This window comes from Ruegeria sp. YTSA108 (assembly GCF_059610185.1).
In genome coordinates this window covers 33839-52731 of the sequence record NZ_JBXWND010000006.1, presented here as the reverse complement: position 1 = coordinate 52731, position 18893 = coordinate 33839, and the positions used below count along the sequence as shown (strand labels likewise).

Here is an 18893-nt window from a genome sequence, read left to right as displayed (position 1 = left end):
TATTAATTGACGAGTCAATAAAAATCTCCTAGCGTTTTTCTATCAAAAGCAGTTGAGGGGTACGGATGCCGAAACTCGGAATGGAGCCAATCCGCCGTGATGCGATCGTTAAGGCAACGATTGCTGAGCTCGGGTCGAAAAAATCCCTCGATGTAACCGTCAGCCAGATCGCTAAGCGGGCTGGCATGTCCAGCGCGCTGGCACATCACTATTTCGGCGGTAAAGATCAGATTTTTCTGGCAGCGATGCGCCGCATCCTGTCGGATTTCGGGGCAGAGGTCCGGTCAGAACTGAAAGCAGCCACGCCAAGTGGACGCGCACAGGCGATCATCCGGGCATGCTTTGCCCCATCCTGTTTCACGCCGGATGTGACGGCAGCGTGGATGACATTCTACGTTCTTGCGCAGACCAATGACGACGCCCTGCGATTGTGGCAGATTTATCAGGCCCGTATCCGGTCGAACCTAGTTTATGCGCTGCGCCCGCATTTGGCCGATCCGGTTGAGGCGGCCGGGAACATGATCGCCTTGATCGACGGACTTTATATCCACGCCGCGCTGAGCGCCCCGGAAGAACCGCAACTGGCTGTAAACCACGCGATGCGCGTGCTCAGCACCTTGCTCGAGGCCGAGAAATGACAAAACCTAATATTCTGATCCTGATGGTGGATCAGTTGAACGGGACCCTTTTTCCTGACGGTCCTGTCGACTGGCTGCATGCGCCAAACCTGAAAAAGCTGGCCGAACGATCCACGCGATTTGCGAATGCCTATACGGCGTCGCCCCTGTGTGCGCCGGGTCGGGCCAGTTTTATGTCCGGTCAGTTGCCGTCGCGCACTGGTGTCTATGACAATGCCGCCGAGTTTGGCAGTGATATTCCGACATATGCCCACCATCTGCGCCGTGCAGGGTACTATACCTGTCTGTCGGGCAAGATGCATTTCGTCGGGCCTGATCAGTTGCACGGGTTTGAAGATCGCCTAACCACCGACATCTACCCCGCCGATTTCGGCTGGACCCCGGACTACCGTAAACCAGGCGAGCGGATTGACTGGTGGTATCACAATATGGGTTCGGTCACGGGCGCAGGTGTAGCCGAGATTTCCAACCAAATGGAATATGACGACGAGGTGGCCTATAACGCCAAGTCCAAGCTATACGATCTGGCCCGTGGCAAGGACGACCGTCCATGGTGCCTGACTGTAAGCTTTACCCACCCGCATGATCCCTATGTTGCACGTCGCAAATACTGGGACCTGTACGAAGATTGCGAGCACCTTCTGCCCGAGATTGCCGACCTTGGTTATGATAATCAGGACCCGCATTCGAAACGGATTTTTGACGCCAATGACTGGCGCAGCTTTGACATCACTCAAGAAGATACCCGCAAATCACGCCGCGCCTATTTCGCCAATATCTCTTATCTGGACGACAAGGTCGGAGAAATCCTCGAGGTGTTAGAGACCACGCGGCAAGAGGCGATCATCCTGTTCGTTTCGGATCATGGCGATATGCTTGGTGAACGCGGATTGTGGTTCAAGATGACCTTCTATGAAGGGTCATCCCGCGTCCCGCTGATGATCTGTGCGCCCGATCTGCCAGCGGGCCGGATCGACGCTCCGGTTTCGACCATAGATGTGACGCCGACCTTGGGTGCTCTTGCCGGTGTCGATATGGCAGAGATCGCGCCGTGGACAGATGGCGAAAACCTTGTGCCGCTGGCCATGGGGCACGAGCGCAGTGCGCCGGTCGCGATGGAATATGCAGCCGAGGCCTCTTATGCGCCACTGGTGTCCTTGCGCTATGGCAAATGGAAATACAACCGATGTGCGCTAGACCCTGATCAACTGTTCGACCTCGAGGCGGACCCTTCCGAGTTGGAGAACCTTGCAGACAGGCCAGAGCATGCAGGAACGTTACAGACCTTGCGTGCCAAGTCCGATGCTCGCTGGGATCTGGATCGGTTCGACGCCGAAGTTCGCGCCAGCCAGGCGCGTCGCTGGGTCGTGTACGAGGCGTTGCGCCAGGGCGGGTATTATCCTTGGGACTACCAGCCCCTGCAGAAAGCATCTGAGCGGTACATGCGTAACCACATGGATCTGAATATCGTCGAGGAAAGCCAACGCTTTCCACGCGGAGAGTAACAACCCGAATTAACAAGACCCTCTCCGGTCAGGCAGAGATTTTTCGATGAAAAATCTTGGCTCCGGTTGAGAATGGAGACCCGAAAATGGAAGCAGATTTCGTCATCGTCGGCGCAGGTTCCGCAGGCTGCGCGATGGCTTATCGTTTGAGTGAGGCCGGTGCCTCGGTTCTGGTGATCGAGCATGGCGGTACCGACATGGGCCCGTTTATCCAGATGCCCGCCGCGCTAAGCTATCCGATGAACATGTCGCGCTATGACTGGGGCTATCAATCCGAGCCTGAGCCGCATCTGAATAACCGTCGTCTGGCCTGCCCGCGAGGGAAGGTGATTGGTGGGTCCTCTTCGATCAACGGAATGGTTTATGTGCGCGGCCACGCCCGGGACTTCGATACCTGGGCCGAGATGGGCGCGGATGGCTGGTCTTATGCGGATGTGCTGCCGTATTACAAACGGATGGAGACCTGGCATGACGGCGGTCATGGTGGTGATTCCGCGTGGCGGGGCACTGACGGGCCGCTGCATGTGTCGCGGGGCCCGCGTGCGAACCCGCTGTTCCAGGCCTTTGTCGATGCGGGCCAGCAAGCCGGGTATGAAGTCACGGGCGACTATAACGGTGAAAAGCAAGAAGGCTTCGGCCCGATGGAGCAGACCGTCTGGAAAGGGCGGCGCTGGTCGGCGGCAAATGCCTATCTGCGGCCTGCGCTCAAGCGCGAGAACTGTGATATCGTGCGCGGTCTGGCGACCCGGATTGTTCTGGAAAACGGAAGTGCTGTTGGTGTTGAACTGATCCGTGGCGGCAAGACAGAGGTCATCCGCGCCCGCCGCGAAGTGGTCATCGCAGCCTCGTCCATCAATTCGCCGAAACTTTTGATGCTGTCTGGAATCGGCCCGGCTGCGCATTTGGCTGAGCAGGGGATCGGAGTTGTTGCAGACCGTCCGGGAGTTGGCGCAAATCTACAGGACCATTTGGAGCTGTATATCCAGCAGGCCTCGCTTCAGCCGATCACACTCTACAAACACTGGAACCTGGTCAGCAAAGGCCTGATCGGGGCGCAATGGCTGTTCACCAAGACCGGCCTTGGTGCCTCGAACCAGTTCGAAAGCGCGGCCTTTATCCGATCAAGGCCGGGTGTCGAATACCCCGACATCCAGTACCACTTCCTGCCGATGGCGGTGCGCTATGACGGGCAGGCTGCGGCCGAGGGGCACGGGTTCCAAGCACATGTGGGTCCGATGCGATCGGAATCACGGGGTGCTGTGACATTGCGCTCGGATCGACCCGAGGACGCACCTGTCATCCGGTTCAATTACATGAGCCAGGAAAAAGATTGGGAGGAGTTCCGCACCTGTATCCGCCTGACGCGAGAGATTTTCGGGCAAGAGGCGTTCAGACCCTTTGCCGGGAAAGAGATTCAGCCCGGTGCTGCGGTACAAACAGATGAAGAGTTGAACGCCTTTATCGCTGAGCATGCCGAAAGTGCCTATCATCCCTGCGGCACCTGCAGGATGGGACGGGCGGATGACCAGAACGCGGTTGTCGACTCCGAAGGCCGGGTGATCGGCGTGGATCGGCTGCGTGTGGCGGACAGTTCGATCTTTCCGCAAATCACCAACGGCAACCTTAATGCGCCGTCGATCATGGTGGGCGAGAAAGTCTCGGATCATCTGCTGGGCAAAGATCCGTTGCCCAAAGCCAATGATCAGCCTTGGATTCATCCGCAATGGGCCTCGGCGCAGCGCTGATTTGATCCGCGTCAAAGCGGGGGGAGTGGGACCAATATAGACCTGAATCGCAACGCATTTTCTAAGGAGCGAACAGGAATGTCCCACACCCCGCACGAATTGGCCGAAGAGTTTCCCGACAAGGTCGAATTGATCAGTCAGCTTAAACAGTCCGATGCGCATTTTTCTCGGCTGGCCGAAGAGTATCACGAGGTCAATCGTATCGTGCACCGCGCGGAAACTAACGTCGAGCCGATGGAGGACCTTGCCGAAGGCGAGCTGCGCAAGAAACGCGCCGCACTGAAGGATGAGATCTGGGCGATTTTGTCGAACGCTTAAGGGTTGGGTGGGGGCATTGCCCCCGTTTCGGCTGGCCGCGGTTTTAGGCCGGGTAAAGCTCAGGTGACTTCATAGGGTAAGGTTCCGCGGGTATGAGTGTCGATGGACAGGCGACGTTCCAGCGGAGGAACTGACCGTTGGTGGCAGTTCTGGCGTTCGCAGATCCGGCACGAGATACCTATGGGCTCGTAGGCACTGGCGTTTGAGATATCCAGATTGTCGGCATAAACCAACGCTTCGGCGTGGCGGACCTCGCATCCCAGCGCAATCGCATAGCGCCGGACAGGCGCTCCGTACGAACCGCCCGATTTCGAAACATCCCGCGCCAGCGAGATATAGCGGACCCCGTCCGGGGTTTCGGCAAGCTGCCGCAGGAAGTGACCCGGAGTTTCAAAGGCGCGGTGTACATTCCACAACGGGCAGGCACCGCCAAAGCGCGCAAATTGCAGGCGCGTGGCGGAGTGGCGTTTTGTGATCGTTCCGGCCTGATCCACCCGAACAAAGAAGAATGGTATCCCCTTTGCGCCGGGGCGCTGCAGCGTCGAAAGCCTGTGGGCCACCTGTTCGATGGATGCTCCAAAACGATTGCTGAGCAATTCCAAATCATGGCGGTAAAGCTGGGCTGCACTGAGAAATTCGCCATAGGGCATCAGAGAGGCGCCAGCGAAATAATTCGCCAAGCCGATCTTCGCAATCGCGCGCGCCTCATCACTGTGAAATTTGGCGAAATCCAGTGTCGCTTCAAGCAGCTTGTCCTGATTGATTAGGGATACCTGCAAGAGCAGTTGAAACACTTGTGTTTGCGGTGCAATCCGTGATGACAGCAGCAATGTTTTGCTATCCGCATCGTATTTCCGGGTTTCTTCGATATCCGGGAACTGAACGCGAATACCATTTTCACCCAAGCTTTCGATTGCGGCGGCGCGAATTCCGCCTTTGTCCTGAGCGCGGCCAGAAAATCGTTCTGCGGCCCGGTCAACCGCGTCTATGTAGTTGTCGCAATAATGGAAAAAGTCTCGCACTTCTTCCCAGGGGCTGGCCTGAATCTGTGCGTCTTCACGTCCCAGGGCTTCGTCCAGCGAGGCCAGCCTTTCATGCGTCTGGCGATACGTGCGGTGCAGGGCGATAAACGCTCGGGCCATTGCGGGGGCGTTTGAAGCTGTTAGGCGCAGATCAGCGAGCGGTGGCATGGCGTCATCAAACACGGGGTCCGCCAGCGCCTCGCGCAGGTCTGAGACCAGACGTTCGCTGTCGCCAGTGCTAAGTTCGGTCACATCCATGCCGAATTCCTGCGCCAGAGCCAGAACAACCGTGGTCGAGATCGGGCGGTTGTTATTCTCCATCTGGTTCAGATAGGGAAGCGAAACCCCCAGTTTGGCTGCGAATTCCTTTTGTGTCAGCGTCAGGCGCGTGCGCATTTCACGCAGTTTTGCACCAGCATAGAGCTTTTGGGTCGCCATGGCGTGCCTTTGCAACTTTTCTAATCTTGAACGCTAGCTTTGCAAACCGTCCTGCGCAAGGCGTGTTACAGGCCCAAATACCGTTCGCGCCGGATCACGATGGCAATAGCAACGATGGCAAATGTTGCAGAGGCCAACATCAGCCACAGCAGCGGCATCGCGCCTGTTTCATGGGTTAGTATTGCGCCCGTGAGCGCGCTCAGGCCAGCTCCGCCGCCCAGCATGATGGCCCCGCTCAGCCCAGATGCTGTCGCGGCCAGGTGCGGGCGGACGGACAGTGCGCCTGAAGTTGCGTTTGGAATGGTCATACCATTGCCCACACCAACAATGGTCATGAACCCAAAGAAGCTGAGAACCGAGCCGAAGCCCGTAAGGAACACGATAGTCGACAGTGCAACGCCGGTTGCGTTCATCCAGCACCCCCAAAGAACCATCCGGTTCACACCAAAGCGGACAGAGAACCTGCCGCTGAAGAAGTTGCCGAAGAAATAACCCACCGCAGGGGCGCCGAAGTAAATGCCAAGTTCTGACGCTGTTAGGCCGAACAGTTCAGTCCCGACGAAAGGCGCGCCGCCCAGATAAGCGAAGAAAGCGCCCGACGACAGGGCTGAGGCCATGGAATAGCCCCAGAACCGAGGGGATCTGAGCAATTCCGGGTATTCACGAAATTGCTGCAGCAAAGTTAGCCCGCTTTTGCGGGATGTTTCTCCGAAGTCGGAATAGGTCAGCATTAGAGCCAGTAGGCCCAGCCCGAAAGGAAGCCAGAAATTTGCCTTCCAGCCAAAGCTCTCTTCCAGAAAGCCGCCGATGGCAGGGCCGATCATTGGAACAATGGCCATTCCCATGGTGACATAGCCGATCATCGAAGCGGCTTGATCCGCTTCGTAAAGGTCTCGCACCGCTGCGCGGCTAAGGACCATTCCAACAGCTACGACCGCTTGAAACATCCTGAAGGCCAGAAATACTTCGGCGTTCGGGGAGTAGATGCAACCCAGTGTCGCAATCAGAAACAGAACCAATCCCCATAGAATAACCGGCCTGCGGCCAACCTTATCTGCGATGGGGCCGATCAGAATTTGGATTACTGCGCTGATCATCAGATACAGAGCGATCGACAGCTGCATGACTTTGTAGTCTGCGTCAAAATACGCGGCCATATTGGGCAGGCTGGGAAGGAAAAGATTCAAGCTCAGTGCTGACAGCCCGGATAGCATCACAAGTGTGGCAATGGTAGGGGGCGAACGACGCGCTGGCGAAAAAGTAAACTGCATGGTTCACATGTATAGTGACGGTTTTTGGGATTGCCATCCGTGACCGTGTCTCAGTGCGAAACTTTGCATGTTTACAATTACCCGAAACTGTATTTTCAAAGATTTGCAAATTTGCCGAATGAGGCTTTGGTCTGAACGAAACTAAGTATAGTGTCGCGCCAAATTTCAAAGGGGATCATCGTTATGAAAGACATCCTTTCCGAGCTTGAAGGCCGCCGCAACGATGCACGGCTGGGGGGTGGGCAAAAACGTATTGATGCGCAGCATGCGCGGGGAAAGCTGACCGCACGCGAACGCATAGAGCTGTTAGTGGATGAAGGCAGTTTCGAAGAATTCGACATGTTTGTCAGCCATCGCTGCACGGATTTCGGGATGGAAAATCAAAAGCCTGCAGGCGATGGTGTCGTCACCGGATGGGGCACAATCAATGGTCGTATGGTCTATGTCTTCAGCCAGGATTTCACCGTTTTCGGCGGGTCTCTGTCGGAAACCCACGCGCAGAAAATCTGCAAGATCATGGACATGGCAATCCAGAATGGTGCTCCGGTGATCGGCATCAACGATTCGGGTGGTGCGCGAATCCAGGAAGGTGTGGCCTCGCTTGCGGGTTATGCCGAGGTGTTCCAGCGTAACATCATGGCCTCGGGCGTGGTTCCGCAGATCAGTGTGATCATGGGCCCCTGCGCCGGTGGCGCTGTCTACAGTCCGGCGATGACCGACTTTATCTTTATGGTCAAAGACACCTCGTACATGTTTGTGACAGGCCCCGATGTCGTCAAGACCGTCACCAATGAGGTTGTAACCGCCGAAGAGCTGGGTGGTGCATCGACCCATACCAAGAAATCCTCGGTTGCCGACGGTGCATTCGAAAACGATGTCGAAGCACTGGCCGAAGTGCGCCGTCTTGTCGATTTCCTACCGTTGAACAACAAGGAAAAACCGCCCGTTCGTCCCTTCTTTGACGAACCGGGCCGGATTGAGGCTTCGCTGGATACATTGATTCCGGACAACCCGAACACGCCTTATGACATGAAAGAACTCATTGCCAAAGTGGCGGACGAGGGTGATTTTTACGAGATTCAAGAAGATTACGCCAAGAACATCATCACGGGCTTTATCCGTCTGGAAGGTCAGACCGTAGGTGTTGTAGCCAACCAGCCGATGGTGCTGGCCGGCTGTCTGGATATCGACAGCAGCCGCAAAGCCGCGCGCTTCGTCCGGTTCTGTGATTGCTTTGAAATTCCGATTTTGACACTGGTCGACGTGCCGGGCTTTTTGCCGGGAACCTCGCAGGAATATGGCGGTGTGATCAAACATGGCGCAAAACTGCTGTTTGCCTATGGCGAGGCGACCGTTCCGAAGGTCACAGTGATCACCCGAAAGGCCTATGGCGGTGCCTATGACGTGATGGCATCCAAACATCTGCGTGGCGATTTCAACTATGCTTGGCCAACCGCCGAGATCGCGGTGATGGGGGCCAAGGGCGCGACCGAAATCATCCACCGTGCGGATCTGGGCGATGCCGAGAAAATCGCACAGCACGCTCAGGACTATGAGGACCGGTTTGCCAACCCGTTTGTGGCTGCGGAACGTGGATTCATTGATGAGGTGATCATGCCGCATTCGACCCGCCGCCGCGTATCGCGAGCTTTTGCCAGCTTGCGTAACAAGCAACTGAAAAACCCCTGGAAAAAGCACGATAACATTCCGCTGTAAGCTGACGGTCGCGGGGCAGGCGCTCTGGTTTGCCTGCCTCTGGGCACGTTGGTGAAAGACCCCCAAACGGCGAATTTGACTTTGAGAGCAAAGCTGCTAAATGAAATGCCTTATTGGACATAGAAAAGCGCGGGCCAGTAGGCATGCGCGCGCGATCCCGGAGAGAGGAGCTCGCCTTTGGTGGGTCTGGGATCGCGCCTTATGTCTGGCAATTCTCTGTCTTGGTTCGCCTACATTCGCAGAAGCATTGGTGCCGGTGCCCTCTGGGCAGCCTGTACATCTGAACGATGTCCTGCTGGACAACAATCCGGGCGAGTTATGGCTGCGCTTTCGCTTCATCGCGCCAAAGATAGGCTCGGATGTGGGACGCATTGGATATGATGTCGCCACGATCGACATGGAGCACCTGTGTCAGACGCTGGCCGTGGCCTATGTCGCGCACCACAAGCTGGAACCAGCCAGGGTTGTGATTTCCCTTTCGAACAAGCCGATAGATTTTGGCCATACCGCGCCGGATGCCACGCAGTTCTTCGAAGCGTATCTTCTGCAGGATTCCCAATGTATCTGGGACGGAGGGATTTGAGAATGGTTGTCAATTACCACAATTTCTGTGCATTCCCCTTCGCCTCAAAGGACCTTAGCGAAGAGGCGCTGAAATGTTGAAACATCGCGGATTTCCCGGCCGTCTGACCGGGACGGATTATCAATTCACTATCAGACGGGCCAACCCAAAGGGTGTTACCCCACTGACAACGCGTGAACGGTTCCGGGATCGTAAACCTGCTGATCGTCGCGCGGATGCAGCCTTTATCGAGGCCCTGTGGGAGCATTTCGGCGACCAGCCATTCGAACGTGGCAATCTGGATGCCGGTCGCCTGAGCTGGTTTTTCGGGCGTGAGGTCATTCCGGCGGAGGATCCGTTTGACCCCGCCAGCTATGATGCCTTGCTGGTCATTGATCCGAGCGTGGCCAGAGCCTCGTTTCCGGACATTTTCGGCGGGGATAGCTGAAGGTGATCGACGTCGTCGCACATAAACGCCTTGGAAATTCCAACAGGGTTTCTTTGCCCCGGTTGGGTCAAGAAGGATATGTGCGCTGTGCAGATCGGGCGCGTGACAATCGCGCAAAATACCTGAGGGAAAGGGCGCAAACCACTGATACTATGGCCTGTATAACCCGTGGCTTGGTGGCGGGAAAACCATCAAGGCTCGGACAGGAAAAAGGCCGGTCGGCGGGGGTTGGCCGCGGCGACTTAGGATCGAATTCTTCAGGTCATGTGATCTCAGGTAGCGTTGATAAAACAAAGGTTTGCGTGACTGTCGGGGTGCGAATTTCGCCCTGCCCAACCAAAGTTCACGCGAGCGGAATCGGCGCGTTTCTGCGCGATATTTCGCTGAATGGGCAGATTCTGGCCGGAAATTTCACCACTGGCCAATCCCGGTTTGCAGGTGCAACCGGGCCGTGCATGGTGAGCGGGTCGTGCGGCTCTACTTTGCCTGCGCCGCACGCGCACCTACTATTCCGTACCCCTTCCTTCCGCGGGCAGGCTTGTGGTTCTCACAATGTCCTGCCCGCGTTTTTCTTTGTGCAAACTTCAGTCATTGGATGGCATAAAACTGCGCAAATGGGCATTTCGGTAGGCTCGTTATTGAATAACAGTGGCGATTTCCCGCATCTGGCTCTGAAATTGTTAAAAAACCAAAAAGGGCAGACATCATGCGAATCTCGAAAGTCATTCTTGCAATGGCGACCTGTGCAGGGCTCGCGGCGTGCGGAGACTCGACCGGCGAGCAGGCGTTGCTTGGCGGCGGAGCCGGCGCCGTTGGCGCGGCAGTCGTCAGTGCCGACCCGCTGTTGGGTGCCGTGGTCGGCGCGGCAGGCAACGTGCTTTACTGCAAGACCCAGAACAACTGTAGATAACGAAATCTTCGGGGCCCCCGTCGCCCCGACCGTCATCGCGCGACACGCCGTCGTGGGGCCATTGCCCCGCGGCGGCGTTTTGCGTTTCCAGAACTTCAAGACAGAGGACGTTCCATGTTCAACAAGATCCTGATCGCCAACCGGGGCGAGATCGCCTGCCGGGTTATCAAAACCGCCCGCAAGATGGGCATCGGCACGGTCGCCATCTATTCTGACGCGGACAAGAACGCCCTGCATGTATCGATGGCGGATGAGGCGGTGCATATTGGCCCACCGCCTGCAAACCAGTCCTATATCGTCATCGACCGCGTGATGGAGGCAATCCGTCAGAGCGGTGCACAGGCGGTTCACCCGGGGTATGGTTTTCTGTCGGAAAACTCGAGATTCGCCCAAGCGCTGGATGCCGAAGGCGTGGCCTTTATCGGCCCTCCGGTCGGTGCGATTGAAAGCATGGGTGACAAGATCACCTCTAAAAAGATCGCGCAAGAGGCCGGCGTCTCTACGGTTCCGGGCTATATGGGCCTGATCGAAGACGCCGACGAGGCCGTCAAGATTTCGAATGAGATCGGATATCCGGTCATGATCAAGGCCAGTGCTGGTGGCGGTGGTAAGGGTATGCGGATCGCATGGACCGACGACGAGGCGCGCGAAGGGTTCCAGTCCTCCAAGAACGAAGCCGCGAATTCCTTTGGCGATGACCGGATTTTCATTGAGAGGTTCGTGACCCAACCCCGTCACATCGAGATTCAGGTTCTGTGCGACAGCCATGGTAATGGCATCTATCTGGGCGAACGCGAATGCTCGATTCAGCGCCGAAACCAGAAGGTTGTGGAAGAGGCGCCATCGCCTTTCCTGGACGAGGCGACACGCAAGGCGATGGGCGAACAGGCGGTGGCCTTGGCCAAGGCTGTGGATTATGCCAGCGCTGGCACGGTCGAGTTTATCGTTGATGGTGACAAGAACTTCTATTTTCTGGAAATGAACACACGCCTGCAGGTGGAACACCCGGTGACCGAACTGATCACCGGTGTCGATCTGGTTGAACAGATGATCCGCGTCGCAGCCGGTGAGAAACTGTCGATCTCCCAGGACGATGTCACACTGACCGGCTGGGCGATTGAAAACCGTTTGTATGCCGAAGATCCTTATCGTGGCTTCTTGCCGTCCATTGGTCGTTTGACGCGCTACCGCCCGCCTCAGGAAACTGCCGCTGGTCCGCTGTTGGTAAATGACAAATGGCAGGGTGAGGCCCCCAGCGGAGAGGCCGCCGTTCGCAACGATACCGGCGTCTATGAAGGCGGTGAGATCAGTATGTATTACGATCCGATGATCGCCAAATTGTGCACCTGGGCCCCGACCCGTGATCAAGCGATTGAGGCGATGCGAGTGGCGCTGGACAGTTTCGAGGTCGAAGGCATCGGGCACAATCTGCCGTTCCTGTCGGCAGTGATGGATCATCCGATCTTCATCAAGGGCGAGATGACTACCGCGTTCATCGAAGAACAGTACCCCGATGGGTTCCAGGGCGTAGAGCTGCCCGAGGCTGACCTGCGCCAGATCGCAGCCTCCTGCGCCGCCATGCACCGGGTGGCTGAGATTCGCCGCACCCGTGTATCGGGCCGGATGGACAACCATGAACGCAAGGTCGGCAAACGCTGGGTCGTGACCCTGCAGGGCCAGGAATACGCAGTTCAGGTGAATGCCGATAAAGAGGGTGCGACGGTCAAATTCGAAGACGGCGCGACATTGCGCGTGGCCTCGGAGTGGACGCCGGGCGATCAGCTGGCGGTGCTGGACATAGACGGTAGCCCGCTGGTTCTGAAGGCCGACAAAATCTCGGGCGGGTTCCGGATCCGCAACCGGGGCGCGGATATGAAGGTGCATGTGCGCCGTCCGCGACAGGCGGAACTGGCCAAGCTGATGCCCGAGAAACTGCCGCCGGATACGTCGAAACTGCTGCTCTGCCCGATGCCTGGCCTGATCGTAAAGGTCGATGTCGAAGTGGGCCAAGAAGTGCAGGAAGGTCAGGCGCTGTGCACCATCGAGGCGATGAAGATGGAAAACATTCTGCGCGCCGAGAAAAAAGGCACCGTTGCCAAGATCAACGCAGGCCCCGGCGACAGCCTCGCCGTGGATGATGTGATCATCGAGTTTGAATGATCATGACCGTGCGTTTGACATATCCTGCAAGGGAACCGGCGGTCGCCGCCGGGGCCGTCGGGTATGGGAAACGCGTTCAGCCGCCCTCGCGCCGTTCACGGATTTCGCGTTGGCGCAGGGGGGTCTTGTCGATGGAGCGACCGATTTCACGCACGCTCCAAGGGGAAGGTTTGCGCAGTTTGACCACGCCGTCCTTGTCGACAAACACCATCTGGAACCCGCGCGGGCGCAGTTTTGACCGGATGGGCGAGCGGGCGTCAGGGTCAGTGTCGATCAGAACGACCACATCGCGGTCGCGCATGACGTCCTCCCCTTCCAAAAGCATGTCGACCTGCTGCTGGAATCGCGGGTCAGCAGGTGTATCGGCGAAGACAACAATGGGCCGCTTGATCCACAGATATTCGCTGAGCTCGCTATCCCCCACAGGGCGGACAAATTCATCGTCAGCCGGGGCTACCCCGTCAGCTGCAAGCGCCGCCAGTGGAAATAGCGCCGAAAAAACAAAGGCTAGCGTTCGTATCATTGGGCCTCCTGTTGGATTGAATATAGTCCCTGCGCGCACGAATGCGACCAGCGAAATGCACGCAGCCCATAAAATATTGCGTCCCACCCAATTCGAATGGGCGCAACCACGGATGATAACGCGCAGGCCACGCCCTTGCGCGACCCGAATTGAGAAAAGGATATCGCAATGACCAATAGGAAAGACTGGCAGGCGCTGGCCGAGAAAGAGCTGCGCGGTCGCCCGTTGGACGACCTGACTAGAGAGACGCTCGAAGGCATCGCCGTCAAGCCACTCTATACGCAGGAAGATACGGCTGATCTGCCGCATATGGGCTCCATGCCCGGGTTTGGGCCGTTCACGCGCGGGGTAAAGGCGACAATGTATGCCGGTCGTCCCTGGACGATCCGCCAATATGCGGGGTTTTCCACCGCCGAAGAATCGAATGCCTTCTACCGTCGCAATCTGGCGGCGGGTCAGCAGGGGGTCTCGGTGGCTTTCGATCTGGCCACGCACCGCGGATATGACAGCGACCACCCACGCGTTGTCGGCGATGTGGGCAAGGCCGGTGTGGCCATCGACAGCGTAGAGGACATGAAGATTCTGTTCGACGGCATCCCGTTGGACAAGGTCTCGGTCTCGATGACCATGAACGGTGCCGTGGTTCCTATCCTGGCAAGTTTCATTGTAGCGGGTGAGGAACAGGGCCACGACAAATCCGTCCTGTCCGGCACTATTCAGAATGACATTCTGAAAGAATTCATGGTGCGTAACACCTATATCTACCCGCCTGAGCCTTCGATGAAGATCATCTCGGACATCATCGAATATACGTCGAATGATATGCCCAAATTCAACTCGATCTCAATCTCGGGCTATCACATGCAAGAGGCCGGCGCGAACCTGGTGCAGGAGCTGGCCTATACGCTTGCTGACGGGCGCGAATACGTTCGTGCAGCGACGCAGGCCGGAATGGATGTCGACAAATTCGCTGGTCGCTTGTCGTTCTTTTTTGCCATTGGCATGAATTTCTTCATGGAAATTGCCAAGCTGCGTGCGGCCCGTACCCTTTGGCATCGGGTGATGACCGATTTCGGCGCGAAATCCGAGCGCTCTAAGATGCTGCGGACCCATTGCCAGACCTCAGGCGTGTCGCTGCAAGAACAAGACCCCTATAACAACGTGATCCGCACCGCCTATGAGGCGATGAGCGCGGTTCTGGGCGGCACCCAATCGCTGCATACTAACGCCTTGGACGAGGCGATTGCGCTGCCCACCGATTTCTCTGCTCGCATTGCACGGAACACTCAGTTGGTGCTGCAAGAGGAAACCGGGGTGACCGATGTGGTCGATCCGCTGGCCGGGTCTTACTACGTCGAAAGCCTGACTAATGAGTTGGTCGAAAAAGCCTGGGCTCTTATGGAAGAGGTCGAGGAAATGGGCGGCATGACCAAGGCCGTTGCATCCGGCATGCCAAAGCTTCGGATAGAAGAAAGCGCCGCCCGACGGCAGGCGATGATCGACCGGGGTGACGAGGTAATCGTCGGCGTCAACAAGTACCGCAAGGAACGGGAAGACCCGATAGACATTCTGGATGTCGACAACGTGGCTGTCCGCGAGGCGCAGGTGGCACGTCTGGAACGCATCCGTACCACGCGCGATGAGGCTGCCTGCCAAAAGGCGCTGGACACCCTGACGACCACCGCCCGCGATGGCGGCAACCTGCTGGCCGCTGCTGTCGAAGCCGCCCGTGCCCGCGCATCCGTAGGAGAGATCAGCATGGCAATGGAAAAGGAATTTGGTCGCCACCGCGCCGAGGTCAAAACGCTGGCCGGTGTTTATGGGGCCGCCTATGAGGGCGACGAAGGCTTTGCCGCCATCCAGAAGTCCATTGAGGATTTTGCTGAGGCCGAAGGCCGTCGCCCGCGCCTGCTGGTCGTCAAGATGGGGCAGGACGGGCATGACCGGGGAGCCAAGGTGATCGCCACAGCCTTTGCCGATATCGGCTTTGACGTGGACGTTGGCCCGCTGTTCCAAACGCCGGCCGAGGCAGCACAAGACGCGGTGGACAATGACGTCCATGTCGTCGGCATTTCGTCTCAGGCAGCCGGGCACAAGACGCTGGCCCCGCAGCTGGTCGAAGAACTGAAAAAGGCCGGGGCTGAGGATATCATCGTCATCTGCGGAGGTGTCATCCCACAACAGGATTATAAGTTCCTCTATGATCACGGGGTTAAGGCGATCTTTGGTCCGGGTACGAATATTCCCGAGGCGGCACAAGATATCCTGCGTTTGATCGGCGATTCCAAAGATTGAACCGGCGCCAAGTTTTTTCGTCGAAAAATCTTGTGATCCAGCGCCTTTGAGGAAAACATACGGCCAGACCCTTGCGGTCTGGCCGTATGTCATCTGGGGGGCTCATCCGTGTTACTTGATCACTTGGCGGTTGCTGGCGAAACGCTTGAACAGGCTTCGGCTCATGTCGAACAGGCGCTGGGCGTATCCTTGCAGGACGGCGGCAAGCACGAGAAATTCGGAACTCATAACCGGTTGTTGGGCCTGCGGGACGGTTTGTATCTGGAAGCCATCGCGATTGACCCCGATGCACCCAATCCGCAAAGAACCCGCTGGTTCGATCTAGATCGGTTTCAGGGCGCTCCCCGCCTGACCAACTGGATTTGCCAGGTTCCGGATATCGAGGCCTCGCTGACGGTCTTTCCTGACGGAGTCGGTCAACCGATCGACCTAAACCGTGGCGCGCTGCGTTGGCGCATGGCGGTGCCTCCCAATGGGCGCCTGCCGTTTGATAATCTTTTCCCAGCGCTCATCCAGTGGCAGGGTGACCTTCACCCGGCAAACATGCTGAACGACAGTGGCTGCCAGCTGCGCCGCCTAGTCGTCTATCACCCTGATGCGCTGGATCTCGCCAAAGTGGTTGGGCCGTTGGGGCAAGTTGAGTTCGACAGCGGTCCGGCGGCGTTGCGCGCGGAAATTGACACACCGCACGGGGTACGGGTATTGGAATGAACATCCGGCAAGCCCAGCCAGAAGATGCACCCGCTGTTGCGGCAATCTGGAATGCGATAATCCGCGATACGCTGATCACATTCACCACTGAATTGCGCAACGATGACGCCGTTGCATTGGATATCAAATCCAGAGGGGCGGCGTTTCTGGTGGCCGAGCGTGACGGCGTTGTTCTGGGCTTCGCAACCTATGGTGCGTTTCGGTCAGGGCCGGGCTATGCCCATACGCGTGAACACTCGATCCTGTTGGCACCGCAGGCGCGGGGCCAGGGGATAGGCCGCGCATTGTTGCAGGCCTTGGAAGCCCGCGCACAGATGGACAATGTTCATGTTCTGATTGCGGGCATTTCCTCGGCCAATCCTACGGCCATCGCTTTCCATACAGCTGCCGGATTTACACAAGTGGGCCTGATGCCCGAGGTGGGGTTTAAATGCGGTCAGTGGTTGGATCTTGTGCTGATGCAGAAAATTCTTGCCCCGCAGTGATCTGTCGCACCTGACAGTCGCGAAGGAGCGGGTTAGGGTGCACTCATGTCGATTTGGACCCGTATATCCGATGCGCTAAGCGCGCTTGCACAGGGCGAAAGCCTGACGGCCGTGTTCGAGAAACTGCGCACGCCGCCGGAACGCTCGGTCGCCTTTGCGATTGCGGTCATCGCCCTGGGGGCCAAGATGGCCAAGGCCGACGGGCAGGTCACGCGAGACGAGGTTACTGCCTTTCGGGATGTATTTCAGATCGCACGCGAAGATGAGGCCGGTGCAGCTCGAGTCTTTGACATGGCGCGCACCGATGTCGCCGGGTATCAGGAATATGCCAGCAAAATTGCCTATATGTTCGCAGAAGACAGCACCACCTTGTGCGACCTGATGGAGGGGCTGTTCCATATCGCAATGGCCGACGGGTTTTATCATCCTAACGAAAATAAGTTTCTGGAAGATGTCAGCCGGATATTCGGTCAGACCGATGCTCAGTTTCTGGCCTTACGCGCACGGTTTGTACCGGATGCACCAAAGGATCCTTATACGGTGCTGGGTGTGCCGCGGAATATGCCTCTGCCCGACATTCGTAAGGTCTGGCGGCAACTTGTACGCGACACTCATCCCGACGCCATGATGTCACGAGGCGTTCCGGAAGAGGCCATTCGTCTGGCCGAAAAAAAGATGATCGACATCAATCGCGCCTGGGATGAAATCAAAGGCGCGCAGGCCTGAACCGATGCGATTGGCAACCTACAATATTGAATGGTTCGCCAATCTCTTCGACCGGCAAGACCGTTTGATCGTAGATGACAGCTGGTCCGGCAGATACAATGTCACCAAAGCTGAACAGATCGAGGCCATCGCAAAAGTGCTGACGGCAATCGACGCGGATGCCGTACTGATTGTTGAAGCTCCGAATACTGGTAAGACGCAGAACACCGTGCGTGCGCTGCAAGGGTTTGCCGAAGCGTTCGATCTCCGCATAGGAAACGCGATCATGGGGTTTCCGAACGATACCCATCAGGAACTTGCGTTTCTTTTCGATCCTCAGATCCTGTCATTGCGCCATGATCCCAAAGGAAACAAGGAGGGAAAAGGGGCTGCCCCTCGTTTTGATGGCGTGTTCAAGATCGACCTGGATATTGATGCAACCGAGGATCATGTGCGCTTTTCCAAGCCGCCAATGGAGTTGTCAGCGCAGACGTCAGGCGGGGCGACGTTTCGACTGATCGGAGCGCATCTGAAATCCAAAGCCCCGCATGGGGCAGAAAGCCGCGATGAGGCGATCCGGATATCCATCGCCAATCGACGCAAACAGCTTGCACAGGCTGTCTGGTTAGGGCGGCGAGTACAGGCACATATTGCGGCTGACGAGCATGTCATCCTTTTAGGCGATCTCAACGACGGGCCGGGCTTGGATGAGTTTGAAAACCTGTTCGGACGCTCATCTGTCGAAATCCTGTTGCAGACCGGTCTGTTCGATCCGCATGCGGTGATGGCAAACGAGGCTGAACCCGAAATCTTACCCTCGTCCGCGCGCTTTGTTCGCCGCGACAGGGCTGATCATCTTGAGGCGCTGTTGGACTATGTCATGATCAGCGAAGGGCTGCGTGTTAAGCGCCCGAAATGGCGCATATGGCATCCTTTCCAGGACCCTGCATGCTATGCCTCGCGGGACCTGCACGAGGCGCTGCTGACAGCCTCGGATCATTTCCCTGTCACGCTGGATATTGATCTGTGACCTTTCATCACCGGCGTGGGCGACTTATATCTGAAGCATGAAAAAGTTCATTTCAATATGCGTGGTCACAGCGGCCATGGGCGTTCCGGCACAGGCAGAGGACGACACAGGCAAATCCTTGATGGAACAAGGGGCTGAGTTGTTCTTTGAAGGGCTGCGTCAGGAAATGGAGCCCGCGCTTGAAGATTTGTTGGGGCTGGCAGATCAATTCGGCCCCGCGATGCAGTCGTTTTTTGAGGAAATGGGACCGGCCCTGGCGGAACTGGCCGCCGAAGTACAGGACTGGAGTGTTTATGAGGCTCCGGAAATCCTGCCGAACGGGGATATCATTATCCGCAAAAAGCCGCCCGAGCCCGAGCTTGAGCCGGAAAAACCCGAAAATGAACCCGAAGGCGAGATTGATATCTGAGG

General features: G+C 57.1%; 18 protein-coding genes. 15 read left to right on the top strand and 3 right to left on the bottom strand.

What is annotated here, in order from left to right; translation table 11 throughout:
* The first annotated feature begins 65 nt into the window (after positions 1-65).
* From betI to AC2FHW_RS10380, 4 genes are all read left to right on the top strand, one after another.
* On the top strand, positions 66-638 hold the full coding sequence (gene betI, locus AC2FHW_RS10395) for a choline-binding transcriptional repressor BetI (RefSeq protein ID WP_271949443.1): 573 nt from the start codon (positions 66-68) through the stop codon (positions 636-638).
* Entirely contained in the window at positions 635-2143 is a 1509-nt protein-coding gene (gene betC, locus AC2FHW_RS10390) for a choline-sulfatase (protein WP_142636786.1), read from the top strand. Before betI ends, betC begins: the two co-directional genes overlap by 4 nt.
* An 86-nt stretch (positions 2144-2229) precedes the next feature.
* Complete coding sequence (gene betA / locus AC2FHW_RS10385; protein ID WP_142636788.1) at positions 2230-3888, top strand: choline dehydrogenase; 1659 nt, start codon at positions 2230-2232, stop codon at positions 3886-3888.
* Positions 3889-3966: 78 nt separating this feature from the next.
* Positions 3967-4206, top strand: a complete 240-nt coding sequence (locus AC2FHW_RS10380; RefSeq protein WP_142636790.1) for an HP1242/YdcH family protein — start codon at positions 3967-3969, stop codon at positions 4204-4206.
* A gap of 59 nt (positions 4207-4265) precedes the next feature.
* Here AC2FHW_RS10380 and AC2FHW_RS10375 read toward each other — a convergent pair whose 3' ends face one another.
* Together AC2FHW_RS10375 and AC2FHW_RS10370 are read right to left on the bottom strand one after the other, a co-directional pair.
* Positions 4266-5666, bottom strand: a complete 1401-nt coding sequence (locus tag AC2FHW_RS10375) for a helix-turn-helix domain-containing protein (RefSeq protein WP_142636792.1) — start codon at positions 5664-5666, stop codon at positions 4266-4268.
* Positions 5667-5731: 65 nt separating this feature from the next.
* Positions 5732-6937 (bottom strand): multidrug effflux MFS transporter, encoded by a 1206-nt coding sequence (locus AC2FHW_RS10370; RefSeq protein ID WP_281972733.1) that lies wholly within the window; start codon positions 6935-6937, stop codon positions 5732-5734.
* A gap of 183 nt (positions 6938-7120) precedes the next feature.
* On the opposite strand from AC2FHW_RS10370, the gene AC2FHW_RS10365 reads away from it, so the two are divergent.
* The 5 genes from AC2FHW_RS10365 (at position 7121) to AC2FHW_RS10345 (ending at position 12733) form a co-directional block, all read left to right on the top strand.
* Positions 7121-8653, top strand: coding sequence for an acyl-CoA carboxylase subunit beta (locus AC2FHW_RS10365; protein WP_142636795.1), 1533 nt, complete (start codon positions 7121-7123; stop codon positions 8651-8653).
* 256 nt (positions 8654-8909) lie between these two features.
* Positions 8910-9236: a DUF6497 family protein gene (locus AC2FHW_RS10360; RefSeq protein ID WP_496689677.1), complete on the top strand. Its 327-nt coding sequence runs from the start codon at positions 8910-8912 to the stop codon at positions 9234-9236.
* 73 nt (positions 9237-9309) lie between these two features.
* Positions 9310-9663 carry a hypothetical protein gene (locus AC2FHW_RS10355; RefSeq protein ID WP_142636799.1) on the top strand — a complete coding sequence of 118 codons (354 nt, stop codon included), beginning with the start codon at positions 9310-9312 and terminating at the stop codon, positions 9661-9663.
* A 706-nt stretch (positions 9664-10369) separates the two neighbouring features.
* The gene (locus AC2FHW_RS10350) at positions 10370-10573 is read left to right on the top strand and encodes a hypothetical protein (protein WP_142636801.1); all 204 of its coding nucleotides are present in this window, start codon (positions 10370-10372) and stop codon (positions 10571-10573) included.
* Between the two features lie 114 nt (positions 10574-10687).
* On the top strand, positions 10688-12733 hold the full coding sequence (locus AC2FHW_RS10345) for an acetyl-CoA carboxylase biotin carboxylase subunit (protein ID WP_271949454.1): 2046 nt from the start codon (positions 10688-10690) through the stop codon (positions 12731-12733).
* Between the two features lie 76 nt (positions 12734-12809).
* Here AC2FHW_RS10345 and AC2FHW_RS10340 read toward each other — a convergent pair whose 3' ends face one another.
* Positions 12810-13256 carry a DUF4174 domain-containing protein gene (locus AC2FHW_RS10340; protein ID WP_142636805.1) on the bottom strand — a complete coding sequence of 149 codons (447 nt, stop codon included), beginning with the start codon at positions 13254-13256 and terminating at the stop codon, positions 12810-12812.
* A 168-nt stretch (positions 13257-13424) separates the two neighbouring features.
* Here AC2FHW_RS10340 and scpA point away from each other — a divergent pair, with 168 nt between their 5' ends.
* From scpA to AC2FHW_RS10310, 6 genes are all read left to right on the top strand, one after another.
* Positions 13425-15551 (top strand): methylmalonyl-CoA mutase, encoded by a 2127-nt coding sequence (gene scpA, locus AC2FHW_RS10335; protein ID WP_142636807.1) that lies wholly within the window; start codon positions 13425-13427, stop codon positions 15549-15551.
* 108 nt (positions 15552-15659) lie between these two features.
* Positions 15660-16262 (top strand): VOC family protein, encoded by a 603-nt coding sequence (locus AC2FHW_RS10330; RefSeq protein WP_142636809.1) that lies wholly within the window; start codon positions 15660-15662, stop codon positions 16260-16262.
* Positions 16259-16747: a GNAT family N-acetyltransferase gene (locus tag AC2FHW_RS10325; RefSeq protein WP_496728974.1), complete on the top strand. Its 489-nt coding sequence runs from the start codon at positions 16259-16261 to the stop codon at positions 16745-16747. Before AC2FHW_RS10330 ends, AC2FHW_RS10325 begins: the two co-directional genes overlap by 4 nt.
* A gap of 45 nt (positions 16748-16792) precedes the next feature.
* Entirely contained in the window at positions 16793-17473 is a 681-nt protein-coding gene (locus AC2FHW_RS10320) for a molecular chaperone DjiA (RefSeq protein ID WP_142636813.1), read from the top strand.
* 4 nt (positions 17474-17477) lie between these two features.
* Positions 17478-18482: an endonuclease/exonuclease/phosphatase family protein gene (locus AC2FHW_RS10315; RefSeq protein WP_142636815.1), complete on the top strand. Its 1005-nt coding sequence runs from the start codon at positions 17478-17480 to the stop codon at positions 18480-18482.
* 37 nt (positions 18483-18519) lie between these two features.
* Positions 18520-18891 (top strand): hypothetical protein, encoded by a 372-nt coding sequence (locus AC2FHW_RS10310; RefSeq protein ID WP_271949466.1) that lies wholly within the window; start codon positions 18520-18522, stop codon positions 18889-18891.
* Positions 18892-18893: the final 2 nt, after the last annotated feature.

Bases quoted from the DNA above. Each gene is read 5' to 3' on its own strand.
- AC2FHW_RS10310 (WP_271949466.1), top strand. From the start codon at position 18,520: ATGAAAAAGTTCATTTCAATATGCGTGGTCACAGCGGCCATGGGCGTT.
- AC2FHW_RS10375 (WP_142636792.1), bottom strand. From the start codon at position 5,666: ATGGCGACCCAAAAGCTCTATGCTGGTGCAAAACTGCGTGAAATGCGC.
- betC (WP_142636786.1), top strand. From the start codon at position 635: ATGACAAAACCTAATATTCTGATCCTGATGGTGGATCAGTTGAACGGG.
- AC2FHW_RS10380 (WP_142636790.1), top strand. From the start codon at position 3,967: ATGTCCCACACCCCGCACGAATTGGCCGAAGAGTTTCCCGACAAGGTC.
- AC2FHW_RS10345 (WP_271949454.1), top strand. From the start codon at position 10,688: ATGTTCAACAAGATCCTGATCGCCAACCGGGGCGAGATCGCCTGCCGG.
- scpA (WP_142636807.1), top strand. From the start codon at position 13,425: ATGACCAATAGGAAAGACTGGCAGGCGCTGGCCGAGAAAGAGCTGCGC.
- AC2FHW_RS10320 (WP_142636813.1), top strand. From the start codon at position 16,793: ATGTCGATTTGGACCCGTATATCCGATGCGCTAAGCGCGCTTGCACAG.
- betA (WP_142636788.1), top strand. From the start codon at position 2,230: ATGGAAGCAGATTTCGTCATCGTCGGCGCAGGTTCCGCAGGCTGCGCG.
- AC2FHW_RS10340 (WP_142636805.1), bottom strand. From the start codon at position 13,256: ATGATACGAACGCTAGCCTTTGTTTTTTCGGCGCTATTTCCACTGGCG.
- AC2FHW_RS10325 (WP_496728974.1), top strand. From the start codon at position 16,259: ATGAACATCCGGCAAGCCCAGCCAGAAGATGCACCCGCTGTTGCGGCA.
- betI (WP_271949443.1), top strand. From the start codon at position 66: ATGCCGAAACTCGGAATGGAGCCAATCCGCCGTGATGCGATCGTTAAG.
- AC2FHW_RS10355 (WP_142636799.1), top strand. From the start codon at position 9,310: ATGTTGAAACATCGCGGATTTCCCGGCCGTCTGACCGGGACGGATTAT.
- AC2FHW_RS10365 (WP_142636795.1), top strand. From the start codon at position 7,121: ATGAAAGACATCCTTTCCGAGCTTGAAGGCCGCCGCAACGATGCACGG.
- AC2FHW_RS10350 (WP_142636801.1), top strand. From the start codon at position 10,370: ATGCGAATCTCGAAAGTCATTCTTGCAATGGCGACCTGTGCAGGGCTC.
- AC2FHW_RS10315 (WP_142636815.1), top strand. From the start codon at position 17,478: ATGCGATTGGCAACCTACAATATTGAATGGTTCGCCAATCTCTTCGAC.
- AC2FHW_RS10370 (WP_281972733.1), bottom strand. From the start codon at position 6,937: ATGCAGTTTACTTTTTCGCCAGCGCGTCGTTCGCCCCCTACCATTGCC.